25 protein-coding genes are annotated in these 22,092 nt (G+C 46.7%); all 25 read right to left on the bottom strand.

Annotated elements, in window-relative coordinates; genetic code table 11:
* Positions 1-15: 15 nt before the first annotated feature.
* A complete protein-coding gene (gene rpsE / locus ICN13_RS08005) occupies positions 16-534 on the bottom strand; it encodes a 30S ribosomal protein S5 (RefSeq protein WP_068947703.1) in 519 nt (172 codons plus the stop codon).
* An 18-nt stretch (positions 535-552) separates the two neighbouring features.
* On the bottom strand, positions 553-906 hold the full coding sequence (rplR, locus tag ICN13_RS08000) for a 50S ribosomal protein L18 (protein ID WP_015420247.1): 354 nt from the start codon (positions 904-906) through the stop codon (positions 553-555).
* A gap of 13 nt (positions 907-919) precedes the next feature.
* Entirely contained in the window at positions 920-1,453 is a 534-nt protein-coding gene (gene rplF, locus ICN13_RS07995; protein WP_216139837.1) for a 50S ribosomal protein L6, read from the bottom strand.
* 10 nt (positions 1,454-1,463) lie between these two features.
* On the bottom strand, positions 1,464-1,859 hold the full coding sequence (rpsH, locus tag ICN13_RS07990) for a 30S ribosomal protein S8 (RefSeq protein WP_068947700.1): 396 nt from the start codon (positions 1,857-1,859) through the stop codon (positions 1,464-1,466).
* A 24-nt stretch (positions 1,860-1,883) separates the two neighbouring features.
* A complete protein-coding gene (gene rpsN / locus ICN13_RS07985) occupies positions 1,884-2,189 on the bottom strand; it encodes a 30S ribosomal protein S14 (RefSeq protein ID WP_071464445.1) in 306 nt (101 codons plus the stop codon).
* A 9-nt stretch (positions 2,190-2,198) separates the two neighbouring features.
* Entirely contained in the window at positions 2,199-2,741 is a 543-nt protein-coding gene (gene rplE / locus ICN13_RS07980; RefSeq protein WP_215296104.1) for a 50S ribosomal protein L5, read from the bottom strand.
* Between the two features lie 16 nt (positions 2,742-2,757).
* A complete protein-coding gene (rplX, locus tag ICN13_RS07975; protein WP_068947698.1) occupies positions 2,758-3,066 on the bottom strand; it encodes a 50S ribosomal protein L24 in 309 nt (102 codons plus the stop codon).
* Positions 3,067-3,075: 9 nt separating this feature from the next.
* The gene (gene rplN, locus ICN13_RS07970) at positions 3,076-3,444 is read right to left on the bottom strand and encodes a 50S ribosomal protein L14 (RefSeq protein WP_087908804.1); all 369 of its coding nucleotides are present in this window, start codon (positions 3,442-3,444) and stop codon (positions 3,076-3,078) included.
* A 184-nt stretch (positions 3,445-3,628) separates the two neighbouring features.
* Positions 3,629-3,898 carry a 30S ribosomal protein S17 gene (gene rpsQ, locus ICN13_RS07965; RefSeq protein WP_011901909.1) on the bottom strand — a complete coding sequence of 90 codons (270 nt, stop codon included), beginning with the start codon at positions 3,896-3,898 and terminating at the stop codon, positions 3,629-3,631.
* Positions 3,899-3,910: 12 nt separating this feature from the next.
* Positions 3,911-4,105: a 50S ribosomal protein L29 gene (gene rpmC, locus ICN13_RS07960; RefSeq protein ID WP_088525613.1), complete on the bottom strand. Its 195-nt coding sequence runs from the start codon at positions 4,103-4,105 to the stop codon at positions 3,911-3,913.
* A 14-nt stretch (positions 4,106-4,119) separates the two neighbouring features.
* Positions 4,120-4,533: a 50S ribosomal protein L16 gene (gene rplP / locus ICN13_RS07955; protein ID WP_071464443.1), complete on the bottom strand. Its 414-nt coding sequence runs from the start codon at positions 4,531-4,533 to the stop codon at positions 4,120-4,122.
* A gap of 2 nt (positions 4,534-4,535) precedes the next feature.
* Complete coding sequence (gene rpsC / locus ICN13_RS07950) at positions 4,536-5,363, bottom strand: 30S ribosomal protein S3 (protein WP_216139836.1); 828 nt, start codon at positions 5,361-5,363, stop codon at positions 4,536-4,538.
* An 8-nt stretch (positions 5,364-5,371) separates the two neighbouring features.
* A complete protein-coding gene (gene rplV, locus ICN13_RS07945; RefSeq protein ID WP_201721455.1) occupies positions 5,372-5,704 on the bottom strand; it encodes a 50S ribosomal protein L22 in 333 nt (110 codons plus the stop codon).
* A 7-nt stretch (positions 5,705-5,711) separates the two neighbouring features.
* The gene (gene rpsS / locus ICN13_RS07940; RefSeq protein ID WP_087908800.1) at positions 5,712-5,990 is read right to left on the bottom strand and encodes a 30S ribosomal protein S19; all 279 of its coding nucleotides are present in this window, start codon (positions 5,988-5,990) and stop codon (positions 5,712-5,714) included.
* 19 nt (positions 5,991-6,009) lie between these two features.
* Positions 6,010-6,840, bottom strand: a complete 831-nt coding sequence (gene rplB, locus ICN13_RS07935) for a 50S ribosomal protein L2 (protein ID WP_087908799.1) — start codon at positions 6,838-6,840, stop codon at positions 6,010-6,012.
* Positions 6,841-6,842: 2 nt separating this feature from the next.
* Entirely contained in the window at positions 6,843-7,157 is a 315-nt protein-coding gene (gene rplW, locus ICN13_RS07930) for a 50S ribosomal protein L23 (RefSeq protein WP_068947693.1), read from the bottom strand.
* Positions 7,154-7,774, bottom strand: a complete 621-nt coding sequence (gene rplD, locus ICN13_RS07925; protein WP_087908798.1) for a 50S ribosomal protein L4 — start codon at positions 7,772-7,774, stop codon at positions 7,154-7,156. Before rplD ends, rplW begins: the two co-directional genes overlap by 4 nt.
* Positions 7,775-7,785: 11 nt before the next feature.
* Positions 7,786-8,442, bottom strand: a complete 657-nt coding sequence (gene rplC / locus ICN13_RS07920) for a 50S ribosomal protein L3 (protein WP_087908909.1) — start codon at positions 8,440-8,442, stop codon at positions 7,786-7,788.
* A gap of 197 nt (positions 8,443-8,639) precedes the next feature.
* Positions 8,640-8,951: a 30S ribosomal protein S10 gene (gene rpsJ, locus ICN13_RS07915; protein ID WP_011901899.1), complete on the bottom strand. Its 312-nt coding sequence runs from the start codon at positions 8,949-8,951 to the stop codon at positions 8,640-8,642.
* Between the two features lie 117 nt (positions 8,952-9,068).
* Entirely contained in the window at positions 9,069-10,259 is a 1,191-nt protein-coding gene (gene tuf / locus ICN13_RS07910) for an elongation factor Tu (RefSeq protein WP_215296093.1), read from the bottom strand.
* Between the two features lie 49 nt (positions 10,260-10,308).
* Positions 10,309-12,411, bottom strand: coding sequence for an elongation factor G (gene fusA / locus ICN13_RS07905; protein ID WP_216139835.1), 2,103 nt, complete (start codon positions 12,409-12,411; stop codon positions 10,309-10,311).
* A 27-nt stretch (positions 12,412-12,438) separates the two neighbouring features.
* Positions 12,439-12,909: a 30S ribosomal protein S7 gene (rpsG, locus tag ICN13_RS07900; RefSeq protein WP_068320103.1), complete on the bottom strand. Its 471-nt coding sequence runs from the start codon at positions 12,907-12,909 to the stop codon at positions 12,439-12,441.
* A gap of 161 nt (positions 12,910-13,070) precedes the next feature.
* Positions 13,071-13,451, bottom strand: a complete 381-nt coding sequence (gene rpsL, locus ICN13_RS07895) for a 30S ribosomal protein S12 (RefSeq protein WP_068947691.1) — start codon at positions 13,449-13,451, stop codon at positions 13,071-13,073.
* A gap of 176 nt (positions 13,452-13,627) precedes the next feature.
* Positions 13,628-17,890, bottom strand: a complete 4,263-nt coding sequence (gene rpoC / locus ICN13_RS07890; protein ID WP_216139834.1) for a DNA-directed RNA polymerase subunit beta' — start codon at positions 17,888-17,890, stop codon at positions 13,628-13,630.
* 1 nt (position 17,891) lies between these two features.
* On the bottom strand, positions 17,892-21,992 hold the full coding sequence (gene rpoB / locus ICN13_RS07885; RefSeq protein WP_216139833.1) for a DNA-directed RNA polymerase subunit beta: 4,101 nt from the start codon (positions 21,990-21,992) through the stop codon (positions 17,892-17,894).
* Between the last annotated feature and the right edge of the window lie 100 nt (positions 21,993-22,092).

Genomic DNA, 22,092 nt, shown 5'->3' with positions numbered 1-22,092 from the left:
CCTAATCTTTTGGTCTTAGCCGAGAATCTCTTCAACTGACTTACCGCGTTTAGCAGCAATCTCAGCAGGAGTACTCATCTTGCTCAAACCATCAATCGTTGCACGAACCAAGTTGTATGGGTTTGTAGAACCAAGTGACTTAGCAACAACGTTAGTTACACCCATTACGTCGAAAATGGCGCGCATTGGGCCGCCAGCAATAATTCCAGTACCGTCTTTAGCTGGAGAGATCAAAACGCGTGATGCGCCATGCTGACCAGTAACGGTGTGCTGCAAAGTACCTTTGCGCAAGGAAACCTTGATCATCTTGCGACGAGCTTCGTCCATTGCTTTTTGAACAGCAACTGGAACTTCTTTTGATTTGCCTTTACCCATGCCGATGCGGCCATCGCCATCGCCAACTACAGTGAGTGCAGCGAAGCCGAGAATACGACCACCCTTAACCACTTTAGTTACACGATTAACAGCGATCATCTTCTCGCGAAGACCATCATCACGCTCTTCGTTTTGCATCTTAGTTTGCATTTTTGCCATGTTTTTTCCTAAACCCTATTAGAACTTCAGGCCGGCTTCACGCGCAGCTTCAGCTAAGGCCTTAATACGGCCGTGGTAACGATGACCGGAACGATCAAAAGCAACATCAACAATGCCTGCCTTAACAGCACGCTCAGCAACTAACTTGCCGATTTGTTTTGCAGCGTCAGCGTTGCCGCCGTTTTTGATCGCTTGGCGCAAATCTTTTTCCATTGTTGAAGCAGCTGCTACAACTTTGGTTCCGCATGGGCTATATACCTGTGCAGAAATATGTGAATTGCTACGGATAACTGTTAAGCGATTTGCCAATGCTTCGGCAATGCGAATACGAGTCTGCCGAGCACGTCTTTGTCTGGATTCGTCTTTATTCATTTTCTAATCTCGCTTACTTCTTCTTAGTTTCTTTCAGGTGCACAACCTCATCCACGTAGCGAACACCCTTGCCTTTGTATGGCTCTGGTGAACGATATGCGCGAACTTCAGCTGCGACCTGGCCAACTTGCTGCTTGTTGGAACCCTTGATAATGATTTCAGTTTGAGATGGAGTCTCAGCTTTTACACCCTTTGGCAGGTTGTAAATAATGTCGTGTGAGAAACCCAACTGCAACTTCAATGTTTCGCCTTGGGCTTGAGCACGATAACCAACGCCTACCAAGCTGAGCTTGCGCTCAAAGCCAGAAGTAACGCCAACAACCATGTTGTTTACCAAAGCGCGGGCAGTACCTGACTGGGCACCAGCTTCTGGTGAGTCGTTATTTAAAACAACTGTCAATACGCCATCTGCTTGTTTCAAACCAACAGAAGGATGCAAGTTATGCGTCAAAGTACCCAATGGGCCTTTAACAGTAATGTTTGCACCGTTGATGCTGATTTCAGCTCCCTTAGGAACTGTAATTGGTGATTTACCTACGCGGGACATATTTCGCTCCTTAAGCTACGTAGCAAATAACTTCGCCGCCCACGCCTGTTGCACGTGCTTTACGGTCTGTCATTACGCCTTGAGGGGTTGAAATAATTGCAATGCCCAAGCCATTCATTACTTCTGGAATGTCATGGCGGCCTTTATAGATACGCAGACTTGGTGTGGATACACGGTCGATACGCTCGATAACAGGACGGCCTGCATAGTATTTGAGATCAATGTGAAGTACTGGCTTAGCAGCCTCACCTTTGATTTCGAAACTTTCGATATAGCCTTCATCTTGCAAAACTTTTGCAATAGCTACTTTAACTTTTGACGACGGCATTGTGACTAGCGGTTTCTGCACTGCTTGCGCATTGCGGATCCGGGTCAACATGTCGGCGATTGGATCGCTGATACTCATGAGTTCTCCTAATTCTTTCGCCGCTTACCAGCTGGCCTTGGTTAAACCGGGGATTTCGCCACGGAAGGCGATTTCACGAATCTTGCTACGAGCCAAACCGAACTTACGGAATGTGCCACGTGGGCGACCGGTTAATGAACAACGATTTCTTTGACGAATCGGGCTTGCGTTACGTGGAAGTGCCTGTAGCTTCAAGCGAGCTTCATAGCGCTCTTCATCGCTGCGGGATTGATCAGCGATGATCGCTTTGAGTTCAGCACGCTTGGCAGCGTACTTCTCTACAGTTTTTGCGCGCTTATTCTCGCGCTCAATCAGGGATAGTTTTGCCACGTTAGCCTCTTAATTGCGGAAAGGGAATTTGAATGCTGCCAACAAAGCTTTTGCTTCTTCGTCGGTTTTAGCAGTCGTCGTAATACTGATATTGAGACCACGGAGGGCATCAATCTTGTCGTATTCAATTTCAGGGAAAATGATCTGTTCTTTAACGCCGATGTTGTAGTTACCACGGCCGTCAAATGCCTTACCGGAGATGCCGCGGAAGTCACGTACGCGTGGCAATGCAACAGTAACGAAACGATCCAAGAATTCGTACATGCGCTGACCGCGCAATGTCACCATGGCACCGATTGGGTAGCCTTGACGAATTTTGAAACCAGCAATCGCTTTTTTAGCCTTAGTTACAACTGGCTTTTGGCCTGCAACTTTAGTTAAATCACCAACTGCATTTTCGATAATCTTCTTGTCGTTCACTGCATCGCCTAAACCCATATTGAGGGTTACTTTGGTGATACGTGGAACTTCCATTACAGACTTGTAACCAAACTTGGTAATCAAATCAGCAACAACTTTTTGTTGATAGTGTTCTTGAAAACGTGTGCTCATAATTTCTCCGTGCCCCTTATGCGCTTAATGTTGCGCCAGTGGTTTTGAGGAAACGCTGTTTTTTACCGTCAACGAGTTTGATACCAACACGTGATGGTTTGCCGTTACCGTCAACCAAAGCCACATTAGAAATGTGAACAGGCATAGTCTTGTCAATCATGCCGCCGGTTACACCAGCAGCTGGGTTTGGCTTAACGCTCTTTTTATAAATATTCACGCCTTCGATGACTAACTTCTCATCGAGAACGGCTGTAACAGTTCCTTGCTTGCCTTTATCACGGCCAGTCAACAGAACTACGGAATCACCTTTACGAATCTTTTTCATATCAGCCTCTTAAATAACTTCGGGGGCGAGAGAAACGATCTTCATGAACTTTTCAGTACGCAATTCGCGTGTAACTGGTCCAAAGATACGTGTGCCAATTGGCTCTAACTTAGCGTTGAGCAATACCGCAGCGTTTGCATCGAACTTAATCAATGAACCGTCTGGACGGCGAACACCCTTAGCTGTTCTCACTACAACAGCGTTATAAATATCACCTTTTTTTACACGGCCACGTGGAGCTGCGGACTTTACAGTCACTTTGATGACATCACCGATACTGGCGTAACGACGCTTAGAGCCGCCCAATACCTTGATGCACAAAACTTCACTGGCGCCTGTGTTATCGGCGACCTGCAATCTACTTTCGGTTTGTATCATTTCTAATCCCCAACTTATTGGCCAAAGGCAAACAGTCTTGGTTCCGTCTATGGGCTTTAACGAAAGCTAAAACCCGGAATTAATGAAAAACACTGCTTCTCCAATAAAACCAGAGAAGCCTTCTATTCTACTACGTAAAACAGGGATTTGGGAAGAATCTTCGCCAAAATCCCTTAAAAATACCTTAAATACCCTTTGAAGCCTCTACCAAACGGGTCACAACCCAAGATTTAGTGCGTGAAATTGGCTTAGATTCAGCAATTTCAACGGTATCACCCATCTTGTATGTGCCTGCTTCGTCATGAGCGTGGTACTTTTTGGACTGGCCAACGTACTTACCAATCACTGGATGCTTAACTTGACGCTCAACTAACACCGTCACAGTTTTTTGCATTTTGTCGCTAACAACGCGGCCCACAAGGGTGCGGCGCAAGGGTTTAGATAATTCTGTCATATCCCTTTTTCCTTATTTCTGTGCAGTTTTTTGGGTAATAAAAGTCTTCACACGAGCGATGTCGCGCTTAGTTTTACCCAATTGGCTGGTATTAGTTAGTTGCTGAGTGCCTTTTTGCATACGGAGCTTAAAGTTGGTCTTTAAGAGCTCTGTCAATTCTGCATTCAAGCCAGTCAGATCTTTAGCTGCTAATTCTTTATTTTTCATAATCTCTATCCCGATCAACCTAAGTGGCGAATCACGAAAGTGGTCTGTAAAGGCAACTTAGCGGCAGCAAGCTTGAAAGCTTCTCGCGCCAAAGTCTCATCCACACCATCCATCTCGTAAAGCACTTTGCCTGGTTGAATTTCAGCTACGTAGTACTCTGGGTTACCTTTACCGTTACCCATACGTACTTCAGCAGGTTTTTGTGAAATTGGCTTATCTGGGAAAATACGAATCCAGATACGACCACCACGTTTAATGTGACGGGTCATTGCGCGACGTGCTGACTCGATTTGACGAGCAGTCAGACGGCCACGGCCAACGGCCTTCAATCCAAAGTCACCAAAGGCTACAGAACTACCGCGTGTTGCCACGCCAGTGTTACGGCCTTTTTGTTCCTTACGATACTTACGACGCTTTGGTTGTAGCATGCTTACTCTCCTGACTTCTGCGTATCTGCGGCAGGTGCTTCAACCTTACGCACACGCTTTACTGCTGGTTTAGCAGCAACTAATGGCTTGTCAGTGCCAGCGGCTAGTTTACGAGCAGCTGTTTTACTTGGAGCACGACGAGTTTTCTTTTCTTCGGCAGCTGGTTCAGCAGATGGAGCAGCTACTTGAGCTTCTGCACCACGACCCAATGTGTCGCCTTTGTATACCCAAACTTTTACACCGATGATGCCGTATGTTGTTTCAGCTTCTGATGTTGCGTAATCAATATCAGCCTTCAATGTATGAAGTGGAACACGACCTTCGCGGTACCATTCGCGACGAGCAATTTCTGCACCGTTCAAACGACCAGAAGACATGATCTTGATGCCTTGTGCGCCAAGACGCATTGCGCTTTGCATTGCACGCTTCATAGCACGACGGAACATGATGCGTTTTTCGAGCTGCTGAGTAATAGAGTCAGCAATCAATTGCGCGTCAACTTCTGGCTTACGAATTTCTTCAATGTTCACGTGAACTGGAACACCCATACGCTTTTGTAATTCGCGACGGAGAACTTCAATATCTTCGCCTTTTTTACCGATTACAACGCCTGGACGTGAGCTATAGATAGTGATGCGTGCGTTCTTAGCAGGACGCTCGATCACAACTTTGCTAACAGATGCATTCTTCAACTTCTTCTTCAAATAGCTGCGGACATCTACGTCCTCTTTCAGCATCTTTGCGAAGTCAGTATTGTTTGCATACCAACGTGATGTCCAATTCTTCGTTACCGCGAGTCGGAATCCGGTGGGGTTTATCTTTTGGCCCATATCTTTCCTTAGTTACTCAAGGTCACGCTAATGTGACAAGTTTGTTTTTCGATTTGATTGCCACGACCCTTAGCGCGTGCAGTGAAGCGCTTCAAGGATGTTGCTTTATCAACGATTACCGCTGATACCTTGAGCTCATCAATGTCGGCACCTTTATTGTGTTCAGCATTTGCAATCGCTGACTCAACTACTTTTTTCACAATGAAGGCAGCTTTTTTGGGGCTGAAATTCAAAATGTTTAATGCGCGAGCAATCGGCAAACCACGAATTTGGTCAGCGACCAAACGTGTCTTTTGCGCTGAAATGCGGGCGCTGCGGTGAATAGCTTTAACTTCCATCATCATCCCCTTACTTCTTCACAACTTTCTTGTCAGCAGCGTGACCTTTGAAAGTACGGGTCAAGGCAAATTCGCCTAACTTATGACCCACCATGTTTTCTGATACATAAACCGGAACGTGTTGACGACCGTTGTGTACAGCAATTGTCAGACCAATAAAGTCTGGAAGAATTGTTGAACGGCGTGACCAAGTTTTGATCGGCTTTTTGTCCTTGTTGGCTTGTGCAACTTCAACTTTTTTTACTAAGCTGGCGTCGCAGAATGGGCCTTTTTTAGCTGAACGTGTCATATCTATTTATCCTTATCGCTTAACGTTTTTGACGACGTTGAACGATCATCGAAGTTGTGCGCTTATTGCGACGTGTGCGATAACCTTTGGTTGGAGTGCCCCATGGAGATACAGGTACACGGCCTTCACCAGTTCTACCTTCACCACCACCGTGTGGGTGATCTACTGGGTTCATTGCCACACCGCGAACGGTTGGGCGAATACCACGCCAGCGATTTGCACCTGCTTTACCAATTTGACGCAAGCTGTGCTCTTCGTTACCAACTTCACCAATAGTGGCGCGGCACTCAATCAGAACACGGCGAACTTCACCAGAGCGCAAACGCACTTGAGCGTATACGCCTTCACGAGCTAACAATACTGCTGAGCCGCCAGCAGAGCGCGCTACTTGAGCACCTTTGCCTGGGAGAATTTCAACGCAGTGAATAGTGCTACCAACTGGAATATTGCGAATCGGCAAGTTGTTTCCAGATTTGATTGGCGCTTCTGAACCATTCATGATTGCTTGGCCAACAGTCATGCCTTTAGCAGCAGGAATGTAGCGACGCTCACCATCTGCAAACACGATCAATGCAATATTTGCACTGCGGTTCGGATCGTATTCCAAGCGTTCAACTTTTGCTGGAATGCCATCTTTGTCGTTGCGTTTGAAATCAACAACACGATAGTGATGCTTATGACCACCACCTTTATGACGGGTAGTGATGTGACCATTATTGTTACGACCCGCTTTTTGGAATTGTGGCTCTACCAACGCTGCAAAAGGCTTACCTTTATGCAGGTCAGGATTTACCACCTTGACCATTGAGCGACGACCTGGTGAGGTCGGTTTTGTCTTCATCAAAGGCATGATTAATTCGCCTCCGCTTCAAAGTTAATTTCTTGACCTGGCTTCAAATTCACATAGGCCTTCTTAGTGTGGTCACGACGACCTTCAAAACGGCCATAGCGCTTAGGCTTACCCTTTTGATTTACGATTTGAACTGAGTCAACTTGCACTTTGAAGAGCAATTCAACTGCTTGTTTTACATCGCTCTTGTTTGCGTCGCGAGCTACTTGGAAAACTACTTGTTCGTTTTTCTCTGCAACCATAGTGGCTTTTTCAGAGATCACCGGTCCAAGCAGAACCTTCATTAGGTTGTGATCGTTTTTACGGACTTGGCTCATTTCAGCAACTCCTCAATTTTTGCGATCGCTGCTTTGCTTACCAATACCTTTTTGTATTGAACCAAAGCTAATGGATCAGCGTGCTGTGGCTCAACCACGGCAACTTTGTGCAAGTTACGTGATGCCAAGTACAAATTCTCGCTAACCTGATCAACAATGATCAAGACTGAATCCAAGCCCATTGCTTTAACTTTGTCAGCTAAAACTTTAGTCTTTGGAGCATCAAGATTAAATTGATCAACTACATTCAAACGACCTTCGCGAGCCAACTGAGACAAAATTGATCTCATACCAGCGCGGTACATTTTCTTGTTTACTTTTTGGCTGAAATTCTCTTCTGGAGAATTTGGGAATATACGACCACCTCCACGCCACAGCGGGGAAGAGCTCATACCAGCACGTGCACGACCAGTACCTTTTTGACGCCAAGGTTTTTTGGTTGTGTGCTTAACTTGCTCACGGTCTTTTTGTGCACGGTTACCGCTACGTGCATTTGCTTGGTAAGCCACTACAACTTGGTGTACCAATGCTTCGTTATATTCGCGCTCGAATACTTCTGGTGAAGCTTGTACGCCTGCACCTAAAGTACCGTTGTCTTGGAGAAGCTTAAGTTCCATATTCGCTCTCCTTATTTCTTCTTCAACGGTGTTTTCACCGCTGGAGTAACAATAACTTTACCGCCTGGGGCGCCTGGAATAGCGCCTTTAACCATGATGAGATTACGTTCTGCATCAATGCGTGCGATGACTAAATTTTGTACGGTACGTGTAACGTCACCAAGGTGGCCTGTCATGCGCTTACCTGGGAAAACACGACCTGGATCTTGCGCCATACCAATAGAACCTGGTACGTTGTGTGATCTAGAGTTACCGTGGGATGCGCGACCAGAAGCGAAGTGATAACGCTTGATGGTACCTGCGTAACCCTTACCGATAGATACGCCTTGCACATCCACTTTTTGACCAGCAGTAAATGCAGCTTCAGCAGGAATTACTTGTCCTGGTGTCATTTCTGCGATTTTTGCTGCGTCCAATTGGAATTCGTTGAGACCGTTACCAGCCATCACTCCTGCTTTAGCGAAGTGACCAGCCATTGCCTTGGTAACGCGTGTAGCTCTACGTGTGCCATGTGCCAACTGGATAGCGTCATAGCCATCAGTTGCCTGGGTCTTGATTTGAGCGACTCTGTTGTCACTCACGTCAATTACGGTTACAGGGATAGAATCCCCTTCGTCCGTAAATAGACGGGTCATGCCGACCTTGCGGCCGATTAAGCCTAAGCTCATATTCATGCTCCACGCCGACTTCGATTGGTCGGCAAAATTAATTTAAGTGATTTACAAGTAAAAGTACTTCTAAATCAATAACTTACAACGTTTTTAATGCTGATAAAGCCCAAAATTCCACCCAATTAATTGAGCGAAGCCTTAGATTCTATCCCGAAAGTCCAGTCTTGGCAATAGCTAAGACTGGAAAAACTACATTACTGCAGCTTAATTTCGACGTCCACACCTGCTGGGAGGTCTAATTTCATCAAAGCATCTACAGTTTTCTCAGTAGGATCAACAATATCCATCAAACGAAGATGGGTGCGGATCTCTAATTGATCGCGAGATGTCTTGTTCACGTGTGGTGAACGCAAGATATCAAAACGCTCAATACGGGTCGGCAAAGGTACTGGACCCTTAACAACCGCACCAGTACGCTTAGCTGTATCAACGATTTCAGCTGCAGACTGGTCAATCAAACGGTAATCAAATGCTTTAAGGCGAATACGAATTTTTTGGTTTTGCATATTAATTCCAAAGAGCGGTGTGGTGCTGCCACGTTATACATCTAAAGAGCACGGTGACATCAGCAGCACTGATGTCACCGGTTAGCAAACCGCTAAATATTATTTACTTCTACTTACTTAAGCCAAAATCTTTGCAACCACGCCGGCGCCAACAGTGCGGCCACCTTCACGGATCGCAAAACGTAAACCTTCTTCCATCGCGATTGGAGCGATGAGTTTTACGGTAATCGTGACGTTATCACCAGGCATGACCATTTCTTTGTCTTTTGGCAACTCGATTGAACCAGTTACGTCCGTAGTACGGAAGTAAAACTGTGGACGATAGTTGTTAAAGAATGGAGTATGACGACCACCTTCATCTTTACCCAAGATGTAAACCTCGGCTGTAAAGTGAGTATGTGGGGTGATTGAACCTGGCTTAGCCAATACTTGGCCGCGCTCAACTTCTTCACGTTTTGTACCGCGTAACAAGATACCAACGTTATCGCCTGCTTGACCTTGGTCGAGCAATTTGCGGAACATTTCAACACCAGTACAAGTAGTTTTGAGAGTTGGTTTGATACCAACGATTTCAATCTCTTCACCAACCTTAACGATACCGCGCTCGATACGGCCTGTTACAACAGTACCGCGACCAGAGATCGAGAACACGTCTTCTACTGGCATCAAGAACGCACCATCAATTGCACGCTCTGGAGTTGGGATGTAAGTATCTAAAGCTTCAGCCAATTTCATGATGGCTTCTTTACCTAATGGGCCTTCGTCGCCTTCAAGAGCTAACTTAGCAGAACCTTGGATGATTGGTGTGTCATCGCCTGGGAAGTCGTATTTAGATAGAAGCTCACGAACTTCCATTTCAACGAGTTCTAACAATTCAGCGTCATCAACCATGTCGCACTTGTTTAAGAACACCACGATGTAAGGAACACCAACTTGGCGTGCCAAGAGGATGTGCTCACGAGTTTGTGGCATTGGGCCGTCAGCTGCAGAGCAAACCAAAATAGCGCCGTCCATCTGAGCAGCACCAGTAATCATGTTCTTAACGTAGTCAGCATGTCCTGGGCAATCTACGTGAGCGTAGTGACGATTTGCTGTCTCATACTCAACGTGCGCTGTATTAATCGTAATACCGCGGGCTTTTTCTTCAGGAGCAGCATCGATCTGATCGTATGCTTTTGCTTCGCCACCGAATGCTTTTGAGAGCACGGTTGCAATTGCTGCTGTCAATGTAGTTTTACCGTGGTCAACGTGACCGATGGTGCCTACGTTTACGTGCGGTTTTGTCCGCTCGAATTTTTCTTTTGCCATTTTTGTCTGCCTTCTTAGCTAGTCAATATTCAAAATTAATGTGGATAAATTACTTCGCTTTAGCAGCCATAACTGCTTCAGCAACGTTCTTAGGTGCTTCGGAATAATGCTTAAATTCCATGGTGTAGGTAGCGCGACCTTGGGTCAACGAGCGCAAGCCAGTTGAATAACCAAACATCTCTGCCAATGGCACTTCAGCGCGAACGATCTTGCCGCCCCCTGGAATGTCATCCATACCTTGCAAAATACCGCGACGTGATGAGAGGTCACCCATTACGTTACCCATGAAATCTTCTGGTGTTTCTACTTCAACAGCCATCATTGGTTCAAGCAACACTGGTGATGCTTTACGCATACCGTCTTTGAACGCCATTGAGCCCGCCATCTTAAATGCGTTCTCGTTAGAGTCAACATCATGGTATGAACCGAAGAATAATGTTGCCTTGATATCTACAACTGGATAACCAGCCAAAATACCGGAATTCAAAGTTTCGATAATGCCTTTTTCTACTGCAGGAATGTATTCACGTGGAACTACACCACCCTTAATGGCGTCAACGAATTCAAAACCTTTGCCTGGGGCTTGTGGCTCGAGCTTGAGAACCACGTGACCATACTGACCACGACCACCAGACTGCTTAACAAACTTACCTTCGATTTCTTCGCAAACCTTACGAATAGTTTCGCGATAGGCAACTTGTGGCTTACCAACAGTTGCTTCTACGCTGAACTCACGCTTCATACGGTCAACCAAAATTTCCAAGTGGAGCTCGCCCATACCGGAAATAATAGTTTGGCCTGATTCTTCATCAGTCTTCACGCGGAAAGAAGGATCTTCTTGTGCCAAGCGATTCAAAGCAAGACCCATTTTTTCTTGGTCAGCTTTTGTCTTAGGCTCAACAGCCTGTGAGATCACTGGCTCTGGGAATACCATGCGCTCCAAAATCACGATGCTATCTGGATCACACAATGTTTCGCCAGTTGTCGCGTCTTTTAGACCAACTGCTGCAGCGATATCGCCTGCGTAAACTTCTTTAATTTCTTCACGTTGGTTTGCATGCATCTGCAATAAACGACCAACACGCTCTTTCTTACCCTTAATTGGGTTATAGATGGTGTCACCAGACTTCATTACGCCTGAGTAAACGCGGAAGAAGATGAGCTGACCAACAAATGGGTCAGTCATGATCTTAAATGCTAATGCAGAAAACTTCGCGTTATCAGATGCTTCACGAGTTGCAGGTGAACCATCTTCCAATTCGCAAGGAACTGGCGGAACATCTAATGGGGAAGGCAACAACTCAACTACTGCATCCAACATCGCCTGAACGCCCTTGTTTTTGAAAGCAGTTCCGCACAACATTGGAACGATTTCATTGGCAATAGTACGTTGACGCAATGCGCCTTTAATTTCTTCTTCGGTCAAGCCTTCGCCGCCGAGATACTTTTCCATCAACTCTTCTGAACTCTCTGCAGCAGCTTCGAGCATCTTCTCGCGCCACTCTTCAGCAGAAGCTTGCAATTCAGCAGGAATGTCTTCGTAGGTGAACTTAGTACCTTGTGAAGCCTCATCCCAGTAGATGGCCTTCATTTTTACCAAGTCCACAACGCCTTTGAAGTTTTCTTCTGCGCCGATTGGAATCTGGATCAAGATTGGGTTTGCCTTGAGGCGAGTCTTCATTTGGTCATAGACCTTGAAGAAATTCGCGCCGGTGCGGTCCATCTTGTTAACGAATGCTAAACGGGGAACTTGATACTTGTTTGCTTGACGCCAAACAGTTTCAGATTGTGGCTGTACTCCACCTACCGCACAGTAAACCATGCAAGCGCCATCCAAAACGCGCATTGAGCGCTCAACTTCAATCGTGAAGTCTACGTGCCCTGGGGTATCAATAATGTTGATACGGTGCTCAGGCATATTGCCTGCCATACCCTTCCAGAAAGTGGTGGTAGCAGCAGAAGTAATGGTGATACCACGCTCTTGCTCTTGCTCCATCCAGTCCATGGTAGCTGCGCCATCATGCACTTCACCGATTTTGTGATTAACACCGGTGTAGAACAAAACGCGTTCTGTAGTTGTTGTCTTGCCTGCGTCAATGTGCGCAGAAATACCAATATTGCGGTATTTGTCGATGGGGGTTTTACGTGCCACTGTTAGTGCCTTTTCTTAACTATTGGATTAGAAGCGGAAATGTGAGAAAGCTTTATTAGCTTCTGCCATACGGTGAACTTCTTCACGCTTCTTCATTGCGCCGCCACGACCTTCAGCAGCTTCTAATAATTCGTTGGCTAAACGTTGAGCCATAGATTTTTCACCACGCTTCTTGGCAGCTTCGCGCAACCAGCGCATTGCCAAAGCGGAACGACGTGATGGACGAACTTCAACAGGAACTTGATAGTTAGCGCCACCAACACGACGGCTCTTTACCTCAACCATTGGCTTAACGTTGCCCATGGCTGTTGAAAAAATTTCGAGTGGTTCTTTATTTGCTTTTTTCTCGATGTGATCAAAGGCACCGTAAACGATACGCTCTGCAACCGATTTCTTGCCGTCCAACATCAGGACGTTCATGAATTTAGCTACTTCTACATTGCCGAATTTTGGATCCGGCAAAATTTCCCGTTTGGGAACTTCACGACGACGTGGCATAACTACTCCTTCAGTTCAGTTAGGGGTGGCCCACATGGATCACCCGCTCCGGTTGCCCTACTATCTAAGAAAAATTCCTAGACGGAACAACCACTTACTTGTCTTTTAAGTCTGACAAACAACGACTTACTACAAAAACTGCAAGTACTTAATTCTTAAAATTAAGCAGCTTTCTTAGCGCGCTTAGCACCGTATTTAGAACGGGCTTGCTTACGATCTTTAACGCCTTGCAAGTCCAAAGAACCGCGAACGATGTGGTAACGCACACCTGGCAAGTCCTTTACACGACCACCGCGGATCAACACAACTGAGTGTTCCTGGAGGTTATGGCCTTCACCACCAATGTATGAAATCACTTCAAAACCATTGGTTAAGCGAACTTTGGCTACTTTACGAAGCGCAGAGTTAGGCTTTTTAGGAGTGGTTGTGTACACACGTGTACATACACCACGGCGCTGCGGGCTGTTTTGCAGCGCAGGGCTCTTGCTTTTAACGGTAAGCCTTGTTCTTGGCTTGCGTAATAATTGATTAATTGTTGGCATAAAATAGCTCGGTTAGTACTTCTTTGTTGCTTTCTTCAAGAAAATCAATGACTTAGAGAATTTCTAGGTCAAAAAGGCCCTCTTCTGAATCAGTAGAACTCAGCATTCTAGCTTGGCCAGCCTTTTCCGTCAACCTCGATAGAAAAAACTGGCCATTTCTGGCCAGAATTACCAAATTAGCTTGGATCAGCCTCCCCGGTAGGAGCAACGACTTCAGCCTCAACTTCTACAGGCATATTGGCCATTGCTTCCTCTTCGGCGGCAATCATTTGAGCGCGATCACGCTCGAATTGCTCCCTGACCTTGCGTGCACGGCGATAAGACAGGCCGGTACCAGCAGGGATCAGGCGACCAATAATGACGTTTTCCTTGAGACCACGGAGTGTATCGGTCTTGCCCATAATTGCGGCTTCGGTCAATACACGAGTGGTTTCTTGGAAAGAAGCCGCTGAAATGAAGCTGTCGGTCGACAAGGATGCCTTAGTAATACCAAGCAACACGTTATCGAACTGAGCTGGGTGCTTACCTTGGGCAATCACGGCATCATTTGCATCATATAACTTAGAACGCTCAACTTGTTCACCAGTAATGAATGATGTATCGCCTGGATCAGTTACCTGAACACGACGCAACATCTGACGCACGATTACTTCAATGTGCTTGTCATTGATCTTCACACCCTGGAGACGATAAACGTCCTGAACTTCGTCAACGATGTAGATAGCCAACTCTTCGATACCTTTGAGAGTCAAAATGTCATGTGGATCAGCAGGGCCTTCCACAATCATCTCGCCCTTATTCACAACTTGACCGTCGTGAACAAGAACTTGCTTCTCTTTAGGAATCAAGAATTCATTAGCTTCGCCGTCCATATCGGTAATCACCAAGCGTTGTTTACCCTTGGTTTCTTTACCGAAGGAAACTGTTCCAGTAACTTTCGCCAATACTGCTGCATCTTTGGGTGAACGTGCTTCGAACAATTCTGCAACGCGTGGCAAACCACCGGTAATGTCGCGAGTCTTTTGTGATTCGATTGGAATACGTGCCAATACTTCACCAACTTCGACCTTCTGACCATCTTTAACGGTAATCAAAGCGCCCACTTGTAGGCCAATGTTTACTGGGTGGTCAGTGCCGGCGATCATAACTTCGTTACCTTTTTGATCAACCAAGTTGATCATTGGGCGAACGCCTTTGCTTGCTGCTGAGCGACGCTTACCGTCAATTACCACCAAAGTGGAAAGACCGGTAACTTCGTCAACCTGCTTAGCTACAGTTACACCCTCTTCAACGTTATCGAAGCGAGCAACACCAGCGTACTCAGAAATAATCGGGCGTGTTAATGGATCCCATGTCGCCAAGCTTGCGCCGGCCTTAACTGCTGCATCTTCTTTTAACAAGAGAGTTGCGCCGTAAGGCACTTTATGACGCTCGCGCTCACGACCGTTCTCATCAACGATCAAGGCTTCGCCAGAACGTGAAATCACGATCTGCTCACCCTTCGCGTTCTTCACAACACGCATCGTGCCGGAGAACTTCAAAGCGCCGTTAGATTTGGCTTCAATATTGCTTGCAACTAAGGCACGTGACGCTGCACCACCGATGTGGAAGGTACGCATAGTCAACTGTGTGCCTGGCTCACCGATGGACTGAGCAGCGATAACGCCCACTGCCTCACCAACGTTTACCAAGCCACCGCGACCTAAGTCACGGCCGTAGCACTTCGCGCACAAGCCGAAACGGGTTAAGCAAGACAATACTGTGCGAACTTTAACTTCGTCGATACCCAATGCCACGATTTGATCAACATGATCTTCATCGAGCAAGGTGTCGTTAGGAACAATGACTTCTTGTGTGTCAGGATGAACGATGTCACCGATACATACACGACCCAAAATACGGTCACGCAATGCTTCAATAATTTCGCCGCCTTCAACAAGCGCCTTCATAGTTACGCCAGAAGTTGCACCGCAATCCTCTTCAATAACTACGAGGTCTTGAGTAACGTCACACAAACGACGTGTCAAGTAACCAGAGTTCGCTGTCTTCAACGCTGTATCAGCCAGACCTTTACGAGCACCATGGGTTGAGATGAAGTACTGCAAAACGTTCAAGCCTTCACGGAAGTTCGCAGTAATTGGGGTTTCAATAATGGAGCCATCAGGCTTAGCCATCAAACCACGCATACCAGCTAACTGACGAATCTGCGCTGCAGATCCACGTGCACCAGAATCCGCCATCATGTAAATGGAGTTAAAGGATTCTTGACGTACAGTTTTACCGTTGCGGTCGAGTACGTCAACATGTGACAACTCATCCATCATGGCCTTACCAACTTGGTCGCCAGCAGCACCCCAAATATCAACCACGTTGTTATAACGCTCTTGATTGGTTACGAGACCTGACATGAACTGCTTGTCATACTCCTTAACCTTGGTAGAAGCCTCAGAGATGATGCGCTCTTTAGAGCTTGGAATCAGCATATCGTCGATAGCAACTGAGATACCGGCGTTAGTCGCCAAGCGGAAACCAGACTGCAAGAGACGGTCAGCAAAAATAACTGTCTCGCGCAAGCCGCACTTACGGAATGATGTGTTGATCAAGCGTGAGATTTCTTTTTTCTTCAAAGGCTTGTTGATTTCCTCAAAAGACATGCCTTTAGGCAAAATCTCAGACAAGATTGCACGGCCAACTGATGTTTGATAGATCTTGGTCTTCTCAGCAAAACGCGCATCGCCTTCTGCCTTCTTGTCCACGATCTCATACTCAGTAATACGCACAGCAACACGAGAAGCCAATTCAACTTGACCTGCTTCGTATGCACGCACTACTTCAGTAATGTTGGCGAAAACCATGCCTTCGCCCTTACCGTTGATCTTGTCACGGGTAGCGTAGTACAGACCCAACACCACGTCCTGTGAAGGAACGATGGATGGCTCGCCGTTAGCTGGGAACAATACGTTGTTCGAAGCCAGCATCAATGTACGTGCTTCCATTTGCGCTTCGAGCGACAAAGGAACGTGAACCGCCATTTGGTCGCCGTCAAAGTCCGCGTTAAATGCCGCGCAGACTAATGGGTGCAATTGGATCGCCTTACCTTCAATCAGCATTGGCTCGAAAGCCTGAATACCGAGACGGTGCAATGTAGGCGCACGGTTCAACATGATTGGATGTTCACGAATCACTTCTTCGAGAATGTCCCAAACGATTGGAGTCTGGCTTTCAACTTCTTTCTTCGCAGCCTTGATAGTGGTTGCAATTCCCAAAGTCTCAAGCTTGTTGAAAATGAATGGCTTGAACAATTCCAAAGCCATCAATTTTGGTAAGCCACACTGATGCAATTTCAATGTAGGGCCAACCACGATGACTGAACGACCAGAGTAGTCAACGCGTTTACCCAACAAGTTTTGACGGAAACGACCGCTCTTACCTTTAATCATCTCAGCCAAGGACTTGAGAGGACGCTTGTTAGCGCCAGTCATAGCCTTACCGCGACGACCGTTGTCGAGCAATGAGTCAACCGCTTCTTGCAACATCCGTTTTTCGTTACGCACGATGATCTCTGGTGCGCGCAACTCTAACAAACGCTTCAAACGGTTGTTACGGTTAATCACGCGACGATAGAGGTCGTTCAAATCGGAGGTAGCAAAGCGACCGCCATCCAACGGCACCAATGGGCGCAATTCGGGTGGCAATACTGGCAATACTTCCATGATCATCCAGTCAGGCTTGATACCTGAAGTCTGGAACGCCTCGAGCACTTTTAAGCGCTTAGCGTATTTCTTGATCTTGGCATCGCTACCAGTAGCTTTCAAGTCGGCACGAATAGTCTCTACTTCACGATCGATGTCAATCGAACGCAAGAGATCACGAATACCTTCCGCGCCCATGATGGCGGTAAACGCACCGTCACCATACTCTTCGGTCTTGGCAATGTATTCATCTTCAGACATGATCTGACCGCGCTTCATTGCGCCTTCAGGAGTCATGCCAGGATCAACAACTACATATGCTTCAAAGTAAAGAACGCGCTCGATATCACGCAATGTCATATCGAGAACCATGCCCAAACGGGATGGGAGAGACTTCAAGAACCAGATGTGCGCTACAGGGGCTGCCAACTCAATGTGGCCCATGCGCTCACGACGTACCTTAGCGAGTGTTACTTCAACACCGCACTTCTCGCAGATAACGCCACGGAACTTTAAGCGCTTGTACTTACCGCATAAGCACTCGTAGTCTTTGGTTGGTCCAAAAATCTTGGCGCAGAACAAACCATCACGCTCGGGCTTAAAAGTCCGATAGTTGATGGTTTCTGGTTTGCGTACTTCACCAAAAGACCATGAGCGAATTTTCTCAGGAGATGCGAGGCCAATCTTGATGACATCAAACTGCTCATCACCCTGCGTTTGCTTAAATAAATCGAGCAATGCTTTCATATCAGTTGCGCTCCATGTCAATGTCAATACCCAACGAACGGATTTCTTTTACCAGCACGTTGAAGGATTCGGGCATGCCAGCATCAATCGTGTGCTCGCCCTTGACGATGTTTTCGTAAACCTTGGTACGGCCTGCGACGTCATCGGACTTCACTGTCAGCATTTCCTGCAAGACATATGAAGCACCGTATGCTTCGAGGGCCCAAACTTCCATCTCACCAAAGCGCTGACCACCAAACTGGGCTTTACCGCCCAATGGCTGTTGCGTTACTAATGAGTAAGGTCCGGTTGAACGTGCGTGCATCTTGTCGTCGACCAAATGGTGGAGTTTCAAGACGTGCATTACACCAACGGTTACTGGGCGCTCAAACTGATCGCCAGTACGGCCGTCGCACAAAATCATTTGCTGACGTGAAGGCGTCATCTTCAAAGATGTCGCAACATCTTGTGGATAAGCCAACTCGAGCATGCGTCCGATTTCTGCTTCGGTAGCACCATCAAACACTGGTGTTGCAAATGGCAAGCCTTGGCGAAGATTCTCGGCCAAAACATTAATTTGCTCATCAGTGAAATTGTCGATGTCTTCGATACGACCTGTTTCGTTGTAAAGCTGCTTGAAGAACTTACGTAATTCAGTTTGCTTAGCATGCTCACGAACCATCTCGTCAATGCGCTTACCAATACCTTGAGCAGCCCAGCCTAAGTGGGTTTCCAAGATCTGGCCAACGTTCATACGGGAAGGAACGCCCAATGGGTTCAAGACGATGTCTACAGGGCGTCCGTCAGCCATAAATGGCATATCTTCAGCAGGGGCGATTTTAGAAACCACGCCCTTGTTACCGTGACGACCGGCCATCTTGTCGCCAGGCTGTAAGCGACGCTTAACTGCCAGGTAGACCTTAACCATCTTCGTTACGCCAGGTTGCAAATCATCACCCTGAGTAAGCTTGGTACGCTTCTCTTCAAAAGCTTCATCAAACTGCTTACGCTTCGCTTCAATGGAAGATTTAATTGCCTCAACCTGAGAAGCAACATCATCATCTGCTGGGCGAATATCAAACCAATGGTATTTATCCAAATCAGCAAGGTAATCCTTGTCGATCTTGGTGCCTTTAGCTAATTTCTTAGGGCCGCCGTTAGCAACTTTGCCAACCAACAGTTTTTCTAAACGCATGAAGGCATCGCCCTCAACAATACGCAACTGGTCGTTTAAGTCCAAACGATAGCGTTGTAACTCTTCTTGAATGATTGACTGTGCACGGGCATCGCGCTCAATACCTTCACGGGTGAAGACTTGAACATCAATAACGGTGCCAATCATTCCTGAAGGAACACGCAAAGAAGTATCTTTAACGTCAGAGGCTTTTTCACCGAAGATCGCACGAAGGAGTTTCTCTTCTGGAGTGAGAGTAGTCTCGCCCTTAGGAGTTACCTTACCAACCAATACGTCGCCAGCTTCAACTTCAGCACCAATGTAAACGATACCGCTCTCATCCAAGCGGGAGAGTTGTGACTCTGCCAAGTTGGAAATATCGCGGGTAATTTCTTCTGAACCAAGCTTGGTGTCACGAGCAACAACTGACAACTCTTCAATATGAATAGAGGTGTAACGGTCATCGGCAACAACTTTTTCAGAGATCAAGATTGAATCTTCGAAGTTGTAACCGTTCCAAGGCATAAATGCCACAGTCATGTTTTGACCCAAAGCCAATTCGCCCAAATCGGTAGATGCGCCGTCAGCAACTACGTCGCCGCGCGCTACACGATCGCCAACCTTGACGATTGGACGTTGATTGATATTGGTATTTTGGTTTGAACGGGTGTACTTGATGAGGTTATAAATATCAACACCAACTTCACCGGCTGCAGTTTCGTCATCGTTTACACGAATAACAACACGGTTTGCATCTACATAATCTACGATACCGCCGCGATTAGCCAATACAACAGTGCCAGAGTCAACTGCAACAATACGCTCTAAACCTGTACCAACCAATGGCTTATCTGGACGCAAGCAAGGAACCGCTTGACGCTGCATGTTCGCGCCCATCAAGGCACGGTTCGCATCATCGTGCTCTAAGAATGGAACGAGTGAAGCAGCAGCAGAAACGATCTGGCTAGGAGCAACGTCGATGAAATCGATGCGCTCTGGGCTAACCATCATGGTTTCACCAGCTTGACGAGCAGAAACCAATTCGTCGGCCAACTTGCCATTTTTGTCGATTGTTGCATTCGCCTGAGCAATCACATACTTGGCTTCTTCAATGGCAGAGAGGTAGACCACTTCATCGCTTACCTTGCTATTAGAAACCTTACGGTATGGAGTCTCAAGGAAGCCATGCTCATTCAAACGTGCAAATAGCGCAAGTGAGTTGATCAAACCAATGTTTGGTCCTTCTGGAGTTTCAATTGGGCAAACACGTCCGTAGTGGGTTGGATGCACGTCGCGCACTTCGAATCCTGCGCGTTCGCGGGTCAAACCACCAGGTCCCAACGCAGAAATACGACGCTTGTGCGTGATCTCTGAGAGTGGGTTGGTTTGGTCCATAAACTGGGACAACTGTGAAGAACCGAAGAACTCACGAATAGCAGAAGAGATTGGCTTGCTGTTAATCAAGTCATGCGGCATGAGGTTTTCTGTTTCGGCTTGGCCGAGACGCTCTTTAACCGCACGCTCAACACGTGACAAACCAGCACGGAATTGGTTTTCAGCCAATTCACCAACGCAACGTACACGACGATTACCTAAGTGATCGATATCGTCTACTTCGCCCTTGCCGTTACGTAAATCTACGAGAGACTTAATGGTGTCGAGAATATCTTCGTTCGACAGAACCATTGGGCCTTCCATTTCTGGACGGTTCAAACGGCTATTGACCTTCATGCGGCCAACACGAGATAAATCGTAAGTATCTTCGCTATAGAACAAGCGCTGGAACAAGGCTTCAACAGCATCTTCTGTTGGAGGCTCACCAGGGCGCATCATGCGGTAGATAGCGATACGTGCTGCTGTTTGATCAGCAGTTTCATCAGTACGCAATGTCTGAGAAATGTACGCACCAGAATCCAAATCGTTGGTGTAAATAGTTTCCAACTGCTTGATGCCAGCATCGCGCAATGTAGCCAACAACTCTTCAGTGATTTCATCATTAGCGTAAGCTAAGATTTCACCAGAATCTGGATCAACAATATTGCGTGCAACCACACGACCAACTAAATAGTCATCCGGTACAGCGATCGTTTTTGTCTTAGCAGCTTCAAGTTCACGAATATGTTTTGCATTGATACGCTTGTCTTTTTGAATGACTACTACGCCATTTTTATCAAGCACATCAAAGTTAGCCAATTGGCCACGCAAACGCTCTGGAACAAACTCCATTGAACCGCCATTGGCAGTCAATGCAAAATGATCAAAATTGAAGAAGTTTGCAAGAATCTGTTCGTTGTTTAAACCAATTGCCTTAAGCAAAATGGTGACGGGCATCTTACGACGACGGTCAACGCGGAAATAGAGAATATCTTTTGGATCAAACTCGAAATCGAGCCATGAACCACGGTAAGGAATGATGCGCGCTGAGAACAGCAACTTACCGGAACTGTGGGTTTTGCCCTTATCGTGCTCAAAGAACACGCCTGGGGAACGGTGTAACTGAGAAACGATCACGCGCTCAGTACCGTTGATTACAAAAGAGCCATTTTCTGTCATGAGTGGAATTTCACCCATGTAGACTTCGCTCTCTTTTACTTCTTTAACCTTAGTAGGCGCTTCGCGATCATAAATAATCAAACGAACTTTTGCGCGTAAGGCAGAGTGATATGTATAACCACGTTGTTGACATTCTTTAACGTCAAATGGTGGTTGTGATAACTGGTAAGACACGTATTCCATACGTGCATAGCCGTTGTTAGACACAATTGGGAATGCTGATGTAAAGGCAGCTTGAAGTCCCTCAGTAAGACGAGACGTTGCCGGCTTATCAGCCTGTAAAAATTTAGCGTAGGATTCCAGCTGCGTTGCGATCAGGTACGGAACCTGGTGGTTATTTACTCGCTTAGCAAAGCTTTTACGGACTCGCTTGCGTTCGGTGAAGCTATAGTTCATTTCATCTCCGAATTCAGCGACTGTACAAAGATTTGGCGATTGGCCACTACCAATCACTGGCGGACAACACTAAATCGTTTAGATCCAGTGTCCGACCAAA

The sequence above is a fragment of the Polynucleobacter sp. MWH-Berg-3C6 genome (genome assembly GCF_018881855.1).
GTDB lineage: Bacteria > Pseudomonadota > Gammaproteobacteria > Burkholderiales > Burkholderiaceae > Polynucleobacter.
Note: the sequence above shows the minus strand (reverse complement) of the source record. Positions and strands in the feature narration are given on the sequence as shown.